We start from the raw sequence: 12391 nt of genomic DNA, 5'->3' as shown, positions 1-12391 counted from the left end.
GTTCACTTTTTGTTTACCATTCCATATTAGGATATGTGCGTTGCATATATTGCAAATCGCTTAATAAGTATCCTAAATGCTCTGTATGGATACCTTCTTTACCTCCTTTTTGGAAGTATTTTGATTCTGGAATTTCGAGTGTTGCGACTTCTAATAAGTCCCCAACATTTTTGTAATACGCTTCTTTTAGTTTTGTTACATCGACTCCAGCTCCTTCAGAAACCATAATCTTGTCTGCTTCGGTTTGATGAAATAATTCGTCTGTGTACGTCCACAAATAGTTTATAGCGTCTTGCATTTTAGCTTTGCTTTCTTCTGTACCATCTCCTAATCGCTTTACCCAATCTGATGAAAAACGCTCATGATAACTCACTTCTTTAATACACTTATTTGCAATTGCTGATAGTGTTAAATCTGTGCTTTTTTGCAATTCTGATAGAAATGCTAAATGATACACATCAAATAAAAACTGACGCGCCATTGTATAAGCGAAGTCTGTATTAGGTTGTTCTACCAATAATACATTTTTATATTCACGTTCCTTACGAAGCATTGCAATATCGTCTTCCGATCTATTATCTCCTGCAATTTTTGATGCGTATTGAAAATAACTTCGTACTTGACCGAATAAATCTAATGAGATATTGGTACACGCAATATCTGTTTCTAAACTTGGTCCATGACCACAAAGTTCTCCCATTCTTTGACCTAGAATTAGGGAATTGTCTGCTATGCCAAGTATATAATTGTATAAATTTTCGTTTTTCATCTTAAGCGCCCACGAAAGTGGGTATCTATTTAATTACTCTCGATACAATTTGTTCGTTTCCTCACAAATCACTCGAAGTGACGTTTACTTTCTATTAATAAATTCACCTTTTTGATGGGAATTGTAATTATTGCTAAGCAATAATTACATATGCTTCACTTCATCTGGTAAATCGTAAAATGTTGGATGACGATATACTTTATCGTGAGCTGGTTCAAACATTTCGCCATTATTCTCAGGATTTGAGGCTGTGATGTTTTTAGATTCTACGACCCAAATACTTACACCTTCGTTTCTTCTTGTGTAAACATCTCTTGCATTTTCAAGAGCCATTTCTGCATCTGCTGCGTGCAGACTTCCAAAGTGCCTGTGTTCTAATCCGTTTTTACTTCTTACGAAGATTTCCCAAAGTGGCCAGTTTTTTTTATTTGACATAATATATAAGTATTGTTTCATTTTATTCTCGACACAAAATCGCGAAATTGCAATTTCACTCGAACTGACAATGAAATTTAAACTGCTTGTTTTTGTTTTCTTTCTTGTTTCTTCTCTGCGTGAGCCATTGCTGCATCTCTAACCCATTCGCCTTCTTCCCAAGCTCCAACTCTTGCTTTCATACGCTCCTTATTGCATGGCCCATGACCTTTTACTACTTGCCAGAACTCATCCCAATTGATTTCTCCAAAATCGTAACATCCTTTTTCTTCGTTCCATTTTAAATCTGGATCTGGAATTGTTAGTCCTATCAATTCTGCTTGTGGCACGGTTTGATCTATAAATTGCTGACGTAAATCGTCGTTAGATTTACGTTTTAGTTTCCATTTCATAGATTGCTCTGTATGAATGGATTCCGCGTCTGTTGGACCTAACATCATTAGACTTGGCCACCACCAGCGATTTAGAGCATCTTGAGCTAATTCTTTTTGCTCAGGCGTTCCGTTTGCCAATTTTATCATGATTTCATAACCTTGACGTTGGTGAAAACTTTCTTCTTTACATACACGAATCATCGCTCTTGCATAGGGGCCATAAGAGGTGTTACATAAAGGTACTTGATTGATTATTGCTGCGCCATCTACTAACCAACCTATCGCTCCCATATCTGCCCAAGTTACTGTTGGATAATTGAAAATGGAAGAGTATTTTGCTTTTCCTGAATGTAATTGATCATATAACTCATCGCGAGAAATACCTAAGGTTTCACAGGCAGAATACAAGTACAAACCATGTCCTGCTTCATCTTGAACTTTTGCAAGCAAAGCTACTTTTCGTCTTAACGATGGTGCTCTTGTAATCCAGTTTCCTTCAGGAAGCATCCCTACAACTTCGGAATGTGCGTGTTGCGACATCTGACGAATATGTGTTTTACGATACTTTTCTGGCATCCAATCTTTTGGTTCGATTTTTTCGTCTCTTGCGATACGTGCTTCGAATTGATTTTCTAAACTTCTAATTTGTTCTTCACTCATTTTCTTTAGCTTTTAGCTATTGGCTTTTGGCCTTTAGCGTGTTGAACTTATTTATTTTGAAGACGTTGCAATGCAACCTCTTAACTTGTAGCAATTTATTTACACATCAAAATCCACAACTACTTTATCTGTTGTTGGCACAGCCTGACAGCTCAATACTAAATTCTGAGAGACTTCTTTATCATCTAATGCATAGTTTATTTTCATTTCTACAGCACCTTCGACGACTTTACATTTACAAGTGCTACAAACACCTCCTTTACATGCAAAAGGTAAATCTGCTCCAGCACCTAAAGCTGCATCAAGAATATTATCATATTCTTTGGTCATTGTAAAAGCAAACTCTTTTCCACCATCTACAATGGTGACTTCTACTCCTTCTACGTTTTGTTTTGCTAGACGTTCTGCTCTTTTAATATCTTCTTCTGAAAGCCCTGTTACAAACAACTCAAAATGTACTAATTCTTTTGGCAATCCTCTATTTACAAGATACTCACTAACATAGTTGACCATTTTTTCTGGACCACAAAGGAATACTTCGCTTGTGTCTGGAATATCTATAAATGTTTTTGTGAGAACTTTCATTTTATCATCATCAAAACGACCATTAAACAATTCGATATCTCGACGTTCTTTAGTTAAGAAATAATAGATTTCTAATCTTCCGAAAAACGCATTACGCATCTGTTCTAGTTCTTCTTTAAAGATAATTGATTTTGCTGTTTTATTGACATAAAACAACTTGCATGTTGCATTTGGTTCTTTAGTTAAATGCGTTTTTATCATCGACAACATAGGTGTTATACCACTACCTGCTGCAAAAAAGAGATAATTTTTTGAAGCTTTAGGCTCAACAGGAACTCCAAAATTCCCACTTGGCGCCATAGCTTCCAATACATCTCCTGCTTTTAACCGCTCATTTATATAGGTTGAAAATTTTCCTTCAGGAATCAACTTTACTGCTACTTTCCATTCTTTGTCTATAGGACTAGAGCATAGCGAATAAGAACGACGAACATCTTCTCCTTCTATATCTGCTTTTAAAGTTAAATGCTGACCTTGAGCATACTTAAAAACGTCTTGAAGGTTTTCAGGAATCTCAAAAGAGACCACTGATGTATCTTCTGTTTCTTTATATATATCTTTAATTTTAAGTTTATAAAATTGAGCCATAGTTGTTACTTAAACAAAAACTAACACTTGTTAGTTTGTTTGACAAAATTACAAAATAAAATGATAACTATTTGTTAATTCCTTGAATTAGGATCTTGCTTAGGTTATTTGCTAAATCGTTTGCGTTAGAATCTTCTTTATTAGGAACCCAAAGATACAATGAGCGCAAGGTGGAAAGCATTGAAAACATAATGATTTCTGGATTAGCTTTCTTGATTTCGGAAGACATTATACCTTCTTTTATTATTTTTAAAAAAGTTGCTTCGTAGTTATCTCTTAACTTAAGATAATAGCTTAATTGGTCTTCAAGATGCATCCAATCATTATTTAATGATGCCATTTCATTTGCATTATTGGTTGATATTTTAACGTGTAGCGCAATAATTTGACTTAATTTATCGAGACTATTAGTGTTTGAACTTACAATTACTTCTATTTCTTTAGTAAATTCTTCGGCAAGAGAAATAATAATTTCTTTTAAAATTTCTTGCTTTGAGTTTATGTGATTATAGAGACTGGCTGCCTTTATACCCATGGCTGTAGCCAAATCTCTCATGGTAACAGCACTATAGCCTTTTTCTTTAAAAAGTTCAGCTGCAGTTTTAATAATTTCGTCTTTACGTGTTTCTGATTTCATATATTTAATGAAGATAAAAAAATAAGTTGTAACTATTGTTACTTATGTTTTGAAAAGAAAGCATGTAATTTGTAAAAAAATAAAAATATGGGATTATTAGATTCATTATTTGGAAATAAAAAGGATAAAATTAAAGATTTTCAATCTAGAGGTGCACTTATTTTAGATGTTAGAACTAAGGGCGAATACGACCAAGGCTCAATTACTGGTTCTAAAAATATTCCGCTACAAGTAATTAACAGCAAAATAAACGATATTAAAAAGCTAAACAAACCAGTAATAACGTGTTGTGCAAGTGGTATGCGTTCTAGTAGTGCAGCTTCTATATTAAAAGCTCAAGGTATTGAAGCAATAAATGGTGGCGGATGGTCTAGTTTGAGTAAAAAGCTATAGTTGCATCCCTAATATTCTCTCTACCCTTATTCCCTTCCGAAGGAAATGAAAGCGCTATAGACTACTCTTAATTAAAATTATAATTTTAGGATTTCAAATGCTTTTGGAGTCTTAATTTTAGTCTCATTATATTGTAATGTCCACCCTAAAGAACTAGTAAGAATATAGAACTTTGATAGCTCACTTATTAATCTATTTTTGGCGTTTGATTTTAATTCTGAAGCTTCAATTTTTTTTAGTAACTGTTTGTTTACTGTTTCTTTTATAGCATTATAATCTTTGGCTTCAAACGGGTTAAAAAAATCGGATTGAACATCGTAATACTCAAAATCTGGACTAATCTTTATTTCTTCATTTGGAATACTTAAAATGGTTAGGATTTTGTTTTCTTCATCTATTTTGTATTTAATTTTACTTAAATCGTAGGCTACGGTTACATCTGCGTTTACTACAACAAGTGCCTTTTTATCTGCAGAAACTAAGTTTGCAAATAAATCTTTAGAATTACTATAGTTGAATACCTGACTAAAATGGCCTTCAGTTACTACTAACTTTCCTACATTTTTAAGTGATTTTTGAATTAAAGCAGCGTTTTCCTTAAGCACAACTTTATCTTTGCGTTGATCTCCACAATATTTAAATGTAAAAAGAATTACTAGTGTAATAAGAACTCCAAATAGAATTTTTCGCATGTGCTAATTTAGTAAAAACATTTTGTCAATTGCTAAATTAAATTATTACGTTTCGCCTTTTGTACCGCTTCTAGTTTGTTATGCACTTGAAGTTTACGGTACGTGTTTTCTATATGCTTGCGGATTGTACCATGCGAGAGAATTAAATTTTCAGCAATGGCATGATAGCTCAAACCTTTACTTAATTGCTCCAATACTTCGATTTCGCGTTCTGTTAATTTAATGTCGTCTTTCTCTTTGGTATTTTCGATTTCTATAGGGTTACGAAGTAATTTTAACGTTTTCATGGCTATGGATGGGTTCATTGCAGCGCCTCCATTTATAGTTTCTACAATACCACTATGTAAATTTTTTGCGTTAATTTCTTTTAACAAATAGCCATCTGCGCCAGCTTTAATAGCATTAAAAATATTCTCATCGTTATCGAAAACGGTGAGCATAATAATTTTAATATGAGGATATTTTTGCTTCACAATTTCTGTAGTTTCAATACCATTTAAAACTGGCATTTCTATATCCATTAATATGAGGTTTATATTATGATTTTCTTCAAGTTTAACTAACAGCTCGGAACCATTAATTGCCGAAAACTTAAAATTTAAGTCATCAAAAAAAGATAATTTTTCTTTAACCGCAGTGGTAAGAAAAGTATTGTCGTCTGCTATGGCTATTTTAATGTTCATAATTGTTATTTTTCACTAAACTATATCATTTTAAAACACATTACAATACGACGAACTACGTATTTAATTTTTTTTCTAATTTAACAGAAACTCCATTTCCTGGAGAAGATTCTATGTAAACTTGTGCTCGAATATCAAGCGCTCGTTTTTTAATATTATTGAGTCCATTTCCTAAAGCTAAAGTTTCTAAATCAAAACCTTTTCCATTATCTAGAATAGTAACATTTAACTTATTATTACTTGAGTTTATATACACCTCAATTTTTGAAGCATCAGCATATTTAAGTGCATTATTTACTGATTCTTGGATTATTCGATAAACATTCATACCTTCAATAGAAGTTAATATCAAATATTTTTGAGTTTTTTCTTCTACTTTAAACTCGAAAGTAATAGCATCTGAAACTGAATTAGCTTTATCTACAAAATTTGAAATACGAGATTGCAAATCATCCAAAGTGATTTCATTTTTATTCATCGCCCAAATGGTATCTCTCAATTCATAGATTGTTGCCGTTGTAAATGTGCTTATTGTTTCTAATTTAGAATTTAAAGTATCTCGCAGTTTAAATCCATATTTCAGATTATCGATAGATGAGATAATAAAAGTTAATTGCGCTCCTATATTATCATGTAAATCTCTTGAGATTCTTAAACGTTGGTCTTGTAATCGATTTTGTGTTTCAATCTTTGTCAAGGCCTCTTTAAGTTCATTATCTTTTTTTAGTTGTTGGTTTATTAGTTTTTGTTGATTATAAAATAAATAACCTAAAAACCCAAGAACAATTACAAAAGCTATAAGCCCAAAAACTTGATAGTTTCGGGTTTGTATAGTTAAGCTTTGTTCTGCTATATTGGCACGTTGTTTTAAAATTTCTTTTTCTTTCTTTTCTGATTGATATTCAATTTCTAATTCTGCTATTTTGCTATTCGTCTCAACGTTAGAAACGCTGTCCTTAAGTTTATTAAAAATTAAATTATACTTTAATGCTTTTTTGTAATTCTTTAAAGAATAATTACACTTATACAAATACTCTGAAGCATATTTTTTTAAAGGGTAATATTTATATTTACTAGACAAATAAAAAGCTTCACTGAATTTTTTTTCAGCTTTTTCAAATTCTTTTTTAGCAAAAAATAAATCACCTAAATACAATTTAGAATCTGTTACACCATATACATCATTTCTCTTTTCTCTTATATACAAAGAGCTATCTAAATATTTTTCGGCGAGTTTAAATTTTTGAGTGTTTAAATACACATTAGCAATATGCGCATAACCAAATGGAATACTTACACTATCATGAATAGATTTTCTGTACTTTAGAGATTTGTTATGATAATACAATGCGCTATCCCAATGCTTTTTCATCCCATGTAATACACCAAAATTATCATAAGAAGCATACAGACTATTTGAACTATCTTTATTTTTTTCTCTAATATTAATTCCTTTTTGCATATAAACAAAAGCCTTATCAAAATCTCTATGTTTTAGCTTCCAGCCTAAGTCGCTATACAATTTACCAACTTTTATTAGCTTATTATATTTTTCATAAATTCTAATACAGCGCAAAGATAATTGTAGTGCCTCCTCATTTTTTGAAGTAAAATGTAATGCTAATATTTTTTGTTCAAATGCTGCTGCTAGCTTAAGGCTATCCTCCAATTTTATTGAAAATAAAATAGCGCGATCTGCAAGCTTTTCAAAAACAACTATATTACCTACTGCCTTATCGTAAGGAATATTAAGTATTTGTTCTACTTGATTATCTTTAGAAAGACTAGAAATAGAAACCGACAAACTATCTAAATAGGAATTGTTTTGGGAAAAGCCCAAATATGAAAATCCGAAAATTAGTATTAAAAGAAATATATTTTTAAAAGTCATTTTCATTTAGATAACATCTTATTAAAAATTATTACACATGCGTTTTACATATGTATTGGTATTTGCAATTGTATGGTTGTTCCAGAATTTTCTTTAGAATTTAATTGAAATTCTGCATTTAAATCCATAGCTCGTTTTTTCATGTTATTAATTCCATTCCTAAGCTCAACTTCTTTGGTATTAAACCCTTTCCCATTATCTACAATTTTAATAGCTAAAGTTTTATTCTGCTTAGTAATATCTACTTTAATATGTTTAGCGCTTGCATATTTTATGGAATTATTAATAGATTCTTGAATAATACGATAAACATTCATCCCTTGAACTGAAGTAAAAACTATTTCTTCTGAAAGACTTTTATCTACCTTAAAATTAAATTGAATGCCTTCTGAACTAATTTTTGCTTTATCGATAAAATTAGATATGCGCGTTTGTAAATCCTCGAAAGTAATTTCGCTTTTATTCATCGCCCAAATAGTATCTCGAAGTTCATAAGTAGTCCCAGAAGTAAATTGGTTAATCGATTCTAGTCTCGTTTGTAGTTCCTTTGGTAGTGTAAAGCCGTATTTTAAATTATCGATAGACGAAATGATAAATGTGAGTTGTGCGCCAATATTATCGTGTAAATCTCTAGAAATTCTTAAACGTTGTTCCTGTAAACGGTTTTGTGTTTCAATTTTCATTAAAGCGTCTTTAAGCTCCGTTTCTTTTTGAAGTTGTATGTTTTTAAGCTTTTGCTGGTTGTAAAATAAATAGCCTAAAAAACCTAAAACTAAAACAAGAGCTATTAATCCATACAGTTGAAAATTCTTCTTTTGTATAATTAAATTTTGTTCAGCCAATTCTGTGCGTTGCACCAAAATTTCTTTTTCCTTTTTCTCTGTCTCGTATTTAATTTCTAAAGCAGCAATAGCTTTGGCATTACTTTCGGAAAAGATTGAATCTTTTAAAACCACAAACTTTTTTTTGTCTTTTCTAGCTTGCTTAAAGTTTCTAAGCATATAATTACTCTCTGCTCTTGTTAAGTATAAATTTGAAGCTGCTAATTGAATTTCAGGGTATTTTTTTATCAAATTAAAACCTTTATTGAGATAAACTAATGCCATTTTAGGTTTACCTATTTCGTTGTAAAGTGTTGCAATATTATTTAAAGAAGACCATTCCCTTTTCTCTTCTGCATCAAAATCTAATGGCTTATCTAAAGCTTTTAAACACGTTTCCAAGGCCAAATTAGCATCCCCTTTTTTGTAATACGCATTCGCAAGATTATCAAGCAATTTAAAGCGTTCTATTAAATTATTTTTCCGTTTAGCTAAATCTAGCCCTCTTTTATATATCGCTATTGCTTCATCTACCCTACCTAAATCCTTGAAATTAATTCCAATGTTATTTAGCGAAGCTATTTGTTCGTTTTCTAAATTATATTTTTCACGAACTTTTAATGCCTTTTGGTGATATGCAAGTGCTTTTTCACTTAAGTTCATATCTTGATAAATAAGACCTATATTATTTAAAGCTATTCCCGTAGATTTTTCATTGTTAGCGTCTTCATTCATTTTTAAGGCTTGAAAAAAATAAGCCAATGCCGATTCGAAATCACCTGTATTCCAATTAAACATCCCGAGATTATTAACACACATAGATTCTATATACTTAAAACTATGTTTTCTACTCAGATCTAATGCTTTCTCAAAGTAATACTTTGCAGAATCAGACTTACCTGTAACGTCCATAAAAACACCTTGCGTATTAGTAAGCTCTGCTAAACCGAAATTAAAACCTACGTCATTTGCTAATTGTTTACCCTCTTTAATGACGGCAATTGCTTTTTTAGTATCGTTAAAGATATAACCGAAAGCAATTTTATTATACATACGGATTTGGGAAGAATCATTCTTTGTCTGTCTGGCAACAATTAAAAAGCTATCTAAAGAGTTGTTTTTATTTTGAGCTTGAATTTTAACACCGCAGACAAAGCAAAGTAAACCAATTAAGAAGTGTTTTAATTTTAACATATAAAGATGATAAGTGGTACTGTAAATTATAAAAAAATAGCTGAATAAAAAAACATCAGTAGTAAAGGCTTCTATTCTTAGATACTGATGTTTCGTGAAAATTGATTATTGCGGGTTTTATTTATTCTTGTTTCTAGGCTTTTCGTTTTTTGATTGCTGGTAAAAAAATAAGCGAAATCTTGAAATAACTCAAATATTACGCTTAATTATCAAGTTATAAAAACAATATTAATTATTAAGATTATATGAATAAATGGTGCTATTATTAGCTTTATAGTATAAATAACCGCCGTATCCGTCAACCTGATACTCTGGTTTTTTGTTTTTCAACACTATTTCTTTCTCTAATACACTTGTGTCTTTATTAAGTTTCACTAAGCCGACTCCATCGTCAAGCTTAGTTAAAACAAATTGTGCGTTTTGCGTAGCTGATGTCGCTTTAAAACGTTTTAACATTTCTGCCACTGAAGCTCCAGAGGCAGCAGCCATGCCTGCTCCAAAGTTTGCGTCGCGTTGACCTCTTGAGGTATAACTACCCAAACTATTTCTATTTTGATTTGCTGAACTATAGGCAGCAGTAGATGCTGCTGCAGTAGCTACAGCGGTAACACCGGCTAGAATTGCTCCAAAAGCACTTTTCCCAGGAGCACGTTTATATTCATGCCATGATGTACTTCCACTCCAATCTAACATCATCATGTTTTGATCTGAAGTTAATAAAACACCTCCATCTCTAACTTCTACAGACGTTGGGTCTTCTTTACCATCAAAATCGATTTCAGTTAATAATTCCGAAGTTCCGCTTTTAGCATCAATAGAAAACAACTTTTCATCTGCTGTAATTAAATAGCGATCGTTCTTTTTGTCATAATCAGAACTTACCACATCTGCACGTTTAAACTTTAACGGCTTATCCCATACTTGCTCTCCGGTATTTAGATTTACAATGTTAGCGTCTTCTGAGGTAATATAAATTAAACCTTGTGCTGTTTGCGCCATAGTTAAAATATTCTCACCAGTTTTTAATGGCTTTTTAAATAAGGTCTTTCCGCCATATGATATTTTATTTATTCCACCTTCTTTAATACCAAACAAAATACCATCGTCCATAATATAAAAATGCTGAACGTATCCCTTAGTTTTTGGTGTCTTATCCCAAAGATCTTCACCATTTGAAGCGCTTAATAAAGTGATTTTAGATTCTGCTCTACTCGCGGCTAATTTAGCCAACCCTTTTTTACCTGAAGCAGCTACATCACTAACTACAGCTATTCCTTGTGGTAAAATTTGAAAATTAGAAATACCTCCTTTTACTTTACGCTCGTCAGGCCAAGCTGAATTGCCATTAGACTTAATCTTAAAAATTTTAGTATTCTTCCCATTTGTAGTAGTTGTAAAGGCATAAATATCACTTTCAGATTCATTACTGGTCATCCAATTAATATTTTTTACTTTATTCTCCCATAAAGTTTCACCAGATTTAGTTTTAGCAATTATCCCTTGACTAGTTGGCACTAACAGCTTATCTTTTAATAATAAAGGCCGACCAGTAACAGCATAACTTCTCATAGTAACCTTTCCTGGTTCCACCAAAAAGAAAGAGTAATCTTCATCACCTGTATTTAGGTCATACACAGCAACTTTTGCCGTTACTCCTGCATTTTTTTCATCGCCTTTTTGAAAACCACTAACTACAAGTTTGTTTTGTGGCATCATTACATCACAGGTAAACACATTTTTCCAGCCTTTTGATTCTGTTGTAAACAACACTTTACCAGACATATAATCTATAACTGCCTTCTTAGAAGATATGCTTGCAAAACCTGTTTGGCCAACCATTACATAAGGAGCCATTGGAATAAAATTTAACTGCTCAGGTTTTACTCTTCCGTAATCCGTGAAATTAAAAAGTAATCCTTCCTTACCAGGTTTAATACCCACAAGACCGTCGTTAGTTGCAACTACCATTGTACCTCCTTGCGTAAGTGTCATTTCATTTATTTTTGCTCCTAACTCATACTTATGATCTGGAACTTCTGCTTTTTGCGCATATAGTGAGGTTGCACTAAAAAAAAGAGCAACCATCACAATACTTTTAAATTTTAATATCTTTTTCATAATAATAAAATTATATAATTTGTTTTGTTAAATCAAAACCACCTTCTGTAATATTCTTAATAGATTGGTCCCCATTAACATTTTTACACATAAAAGTAAAATTACCTTTTATGTTAGTATCTGTCTCCTCTATTATTGTAATAGAACCTACTTCAGCACTATCATAAGGTGCTTGCCATACTTCTGTTGTTGAGTTTGCGGGATTACTTAAATCTACATTTGTTTCTGTGTAAGATCCAGCATTTGTAATATTTACTCCACCACCGAAAGGGTATGTACCTGGTCCACTGTAACCAAATACAGAAAAAGAAAAGGCGTTACCATCCGAATTAGAAGCAATAATTATTAAATTTTGCTCACTATTTGCTACTGTAGCAGAAGATGAAATTTCTAAAGAAGCATAAGCGGTACCATCTACTTTTGCAGTTAAAGTTCCTGAAGCTGCACCTTGATTTCCACCGCTTGTATCGTCGTCGTTTGAACATCCTGATAATGTCACTAATGAAACCGTCATTAAAAGCAACATAATTTGTTTGATTTTTTTCATTTTA

At 32.0% G+C, this 12391-nt stretch carries 12 protein-coding genes; 1 reads left to right on the top strand and 11 read right to left on the bottom strand.

The annotated features are described in order from the left end of the window. Positions 1 to 13: 13 nt before the first annotated feature. From paaC to RH82_RS14020, 5 genes are all read right to left on the bottom strand, one after another. The gene (paaC, locus tag RH82_RS14040) at positions 14 to 769 is read right to left on the bottom strand and encodes a 1,2-phenylacetyl-CoA epoxidase subunit PaaC (RefSeq protein WP_034061587.1); all 756 of its coding nucleotides are present in this window, start codon (positions 767 to 769) and stop codon (positions 14 to 16) included. A gap of 144 nt (positions 770 to 913) precedes the next feature. Continuing rightward, positions 914 to 1204 (bottom strand): 1,2-phenylacetyl-CoA epoxidase subunit PaaB, encoded by a 291-nt coding sequence (gene paaB / locus RH82_RS14035; RefSeq protein ID WP_034061583.1) that lies wholly within the window; start codon positions 1202 to 1204, stop codon positions 914 to 916. 77 nt (positions 1205 to 1281) lie between these two features. Next, complete coding sequence (gene paaA, locus RH82_RS14030) at positions 1282 to 2238, bottom strand: 1,2-phenylacetyl-CoA epoxidase subunit PaaA (protein WP_034061581.1); 957 nt, start codon at positions 2236 to 2238, stop codon at positions 1282 to 1284. Between the two features lie 99 nt (positions 2239 to 2337). Next, entirely contained in the window at positions 2338 to 3411 is a 1074-nt protein-coding gene (locus RH82_RS14025) for a 2Fe-2S iron-sulfur cluster-binding protein (protein WP_034061580.1), read from the bottom strand. Positions 3412 to 3478: 67 nt separating this feature from the next. Continuing rightward, positions 3479 to 4048, bottom strand: a complete 570-nt coding sequence (locus RH82_RS14020) for a TetR/AcrR family transcriptional regulator (protein WP_034061579.1) — start codon at positions 4046 to 4048, stop codon at positions 3479 to 3481. A gap of 87 nt (positions 4049 to 4135) precedes the next feature. Here RH82_RS14020 and RH82_RS14015 point away from each other — a divergent pair, with 87 nt between their 5' ends. After that, positions 4136 to 4441 (top strand): rhodanese-like domain-containing protein, encoded by a 306-nt coding sequence (locus tag RH82_RS14015; RefSeq protein ID WP_034061578.1) that lies wholly within the window; start codon positions 4136 to 4138, stop codon positions 4439 to 4441. Positions 4442 to 4518: 77 nt separating this feature from the next. Here the strand turns inward: RH82_RS14015 and RH82_RS14010 are convergent, their stop codons facing one another. The 6 genes from RH82_RS14010 to RH82_RS13985 form a co-directional block, all read right to left on the bottom strand. Next, a complete protein-coding gene (locus RH82_RS14010) occupies positions 4519 to 5133 on the bottom strand; it encodes a DUF4230 domain-containing protein (RefSeq protein ID WP_034061577.1) in 615 nt (204 codons plus the stop codon). Positions 5134 to 5165: 32 nt separating this feature from the next. Further along, the gene (locus RH82_RS14005; RefSeq protein WP_034061576.1) at positions 5166 to 5816 is read right to left on the bottom strand and encodes a response regulator; all 651 of its coding nucleotides are present in this window, start codon (positions 5814 to 5816) and stop codon (positions 5166 to 5168) included. A gap of 55 nt (positions 5817 to 5871) precedes the next feature. Further along, entirely contained in the window at positions 5872 to 7707 is a 1836-nt protein-coding gene (locus RH82_RS14000) for an ATP-binding protein (RefSeq protein ID WP_052158363.1), read from the bottom strand. Between the two features lie 44 nt (positions 7708 to 7751). After that, the gene (locus tag RH82_RS13995; RefSeq protein WP_052158362.1) at positions 7752 to 9722 is read right to left on the bottom strand and encodes a tetratricopeptide repeat-containing sensor histidine kinase; all 1971 of its coding nucleotides are present in this window, start codon (positions 9720 to 9722) and stop codon (positions 7752 to 7754) included. Positions 9723 to 9950: 228 nt separating this feature from the next. Further along, positions 9951 to 11840 carry an outer membrane protein assembly factor BamB family protein gene (locus RH82_RS13990; RefSeq protein ID WP_034061574.1) on the bottom strand — a complete coding sequence of 630 codons (1890 nt, stop codon included), beginning with the start codon at positions 11838 to 11840 and terminating at the stop codon, positions 9951 to 9953. A 10-nt stretch (positions 11841 to 11850) separates the two neighbouring features. Then, positions 11851 to 12387 (bottom strand): DUF6252 family protein, encoded by a 537-nt coding sequence (locus tag RH82_RS13985; RefSeq protein WP_034061573.1) that lies wholly within the window; start codon positions 12385 to 12387, stop codon positions 11851 to 11853. Between the last annotated feature and the right edge of the window lie 4 nt (positions 12388 to 12391).

Source organism: Lacinutrix jangbogonensis, assembly GCF_000797445.1.
Lineage (GTDB): Bacteria > Bacteroidota > Bacteroidia > Flavobacteriales > Flavobacteriaceae > Lacinutrix > Lacinutrix jangbogonensis.
Note: the sequence above shows the minus strand (reverse complement) of the source record. Positions and strands in the feature narration are given on the sequence as shown.

What these genes read in the sequence shown, in the direction of transcription:
- paaC (WP_034061587.1), bottom strand. Translation starts at nt 769, where the DNA reads ATGAAAAACGAAAATTTATACAATTATATACTTGGCATAGCAGACAAT.
- paaB (WP_034061583.1), bottom strand. Translation starts at nt 1,204, where the DNA reads ATGTCAAATAAAAAAAACTGGCCACTTTGGGAAATCTTCGTAAGAAGT.
- paaA (WP_034061581.1), bottom strand. Translation starts at nt 2,238, where the DNA reads ATGAGTGAAGAACAAATTAGAAGTTTAGAAAATCAATTCGAAGCACGT.
- RH82_RS14025 (WP_034061580.1), bottom strand. Translation starts at nt 3,411, where the DNA reads ATGGCTCAATTTTATAAACTTAAAATTAAAGATATATATAAAGAAACA.
- RH82_RS14020 (WP_034061579.1), bottom strand. Translation starts at nt 4,048, where the DNA reads ATGAAATCAGAAACACGTAAAGACGAAATTATTAAAACTGCAGCTGAA.
- RH82_RS14015 (WP_034061578.1), top strand. Translation starts at nt 4,136, where the DNA reads ATGGGATTATTAGATTCATTATTTGGAAATAAAAAGGATAAAATTAAA.
- RH82_RS14010 (WP_034061577.1), bottom strand. Translation starts at nt 5,133, where the DNA reads ATGCGAAAAATTCTATTTGGAGTTCTTATTACACTAGTAATTCTTTTT.
- RH82_RS14005 (WP_034061576.1), bottom strand. Translation starts at nt 5,816, where the DNA reads ATGAACATTAAAATAGCCATAGCAGACGACAATACTTTTCTTACCACT.
- RH82_RS14000 (WP_052158363.1), bottom strand. Translation starts at nt 7,707, where the DNA reads ATGACTTTTAAAAATATATTTCTTTTAATACTAATTTTCGGATTTTCA.
- RH82_RS13995 (WP_052158362.1), bottom strand. Translation starts at nt 9,722, where the DNA reads ATGTTAAAATTAAAACACTTCTTAATTGGTTTACTTTGCTTTGTCTGC.
- RH82_RS13990 (WP_034061574.1), bottom strand. Translation starts at nt 11,840, where the DNA reads ATGAAAAAGATATTAAAATTTAAAAGTATTGTGATGGTTGCTCTTTTT.
- RH82_RS13985 (WP_034061573.1), bottom strand. Translation starts at nt 12,387, where the DNA reads ATGAAAAAAATCAAACAAATTATGTTGCTTTTAATGACGGTTTCATTA.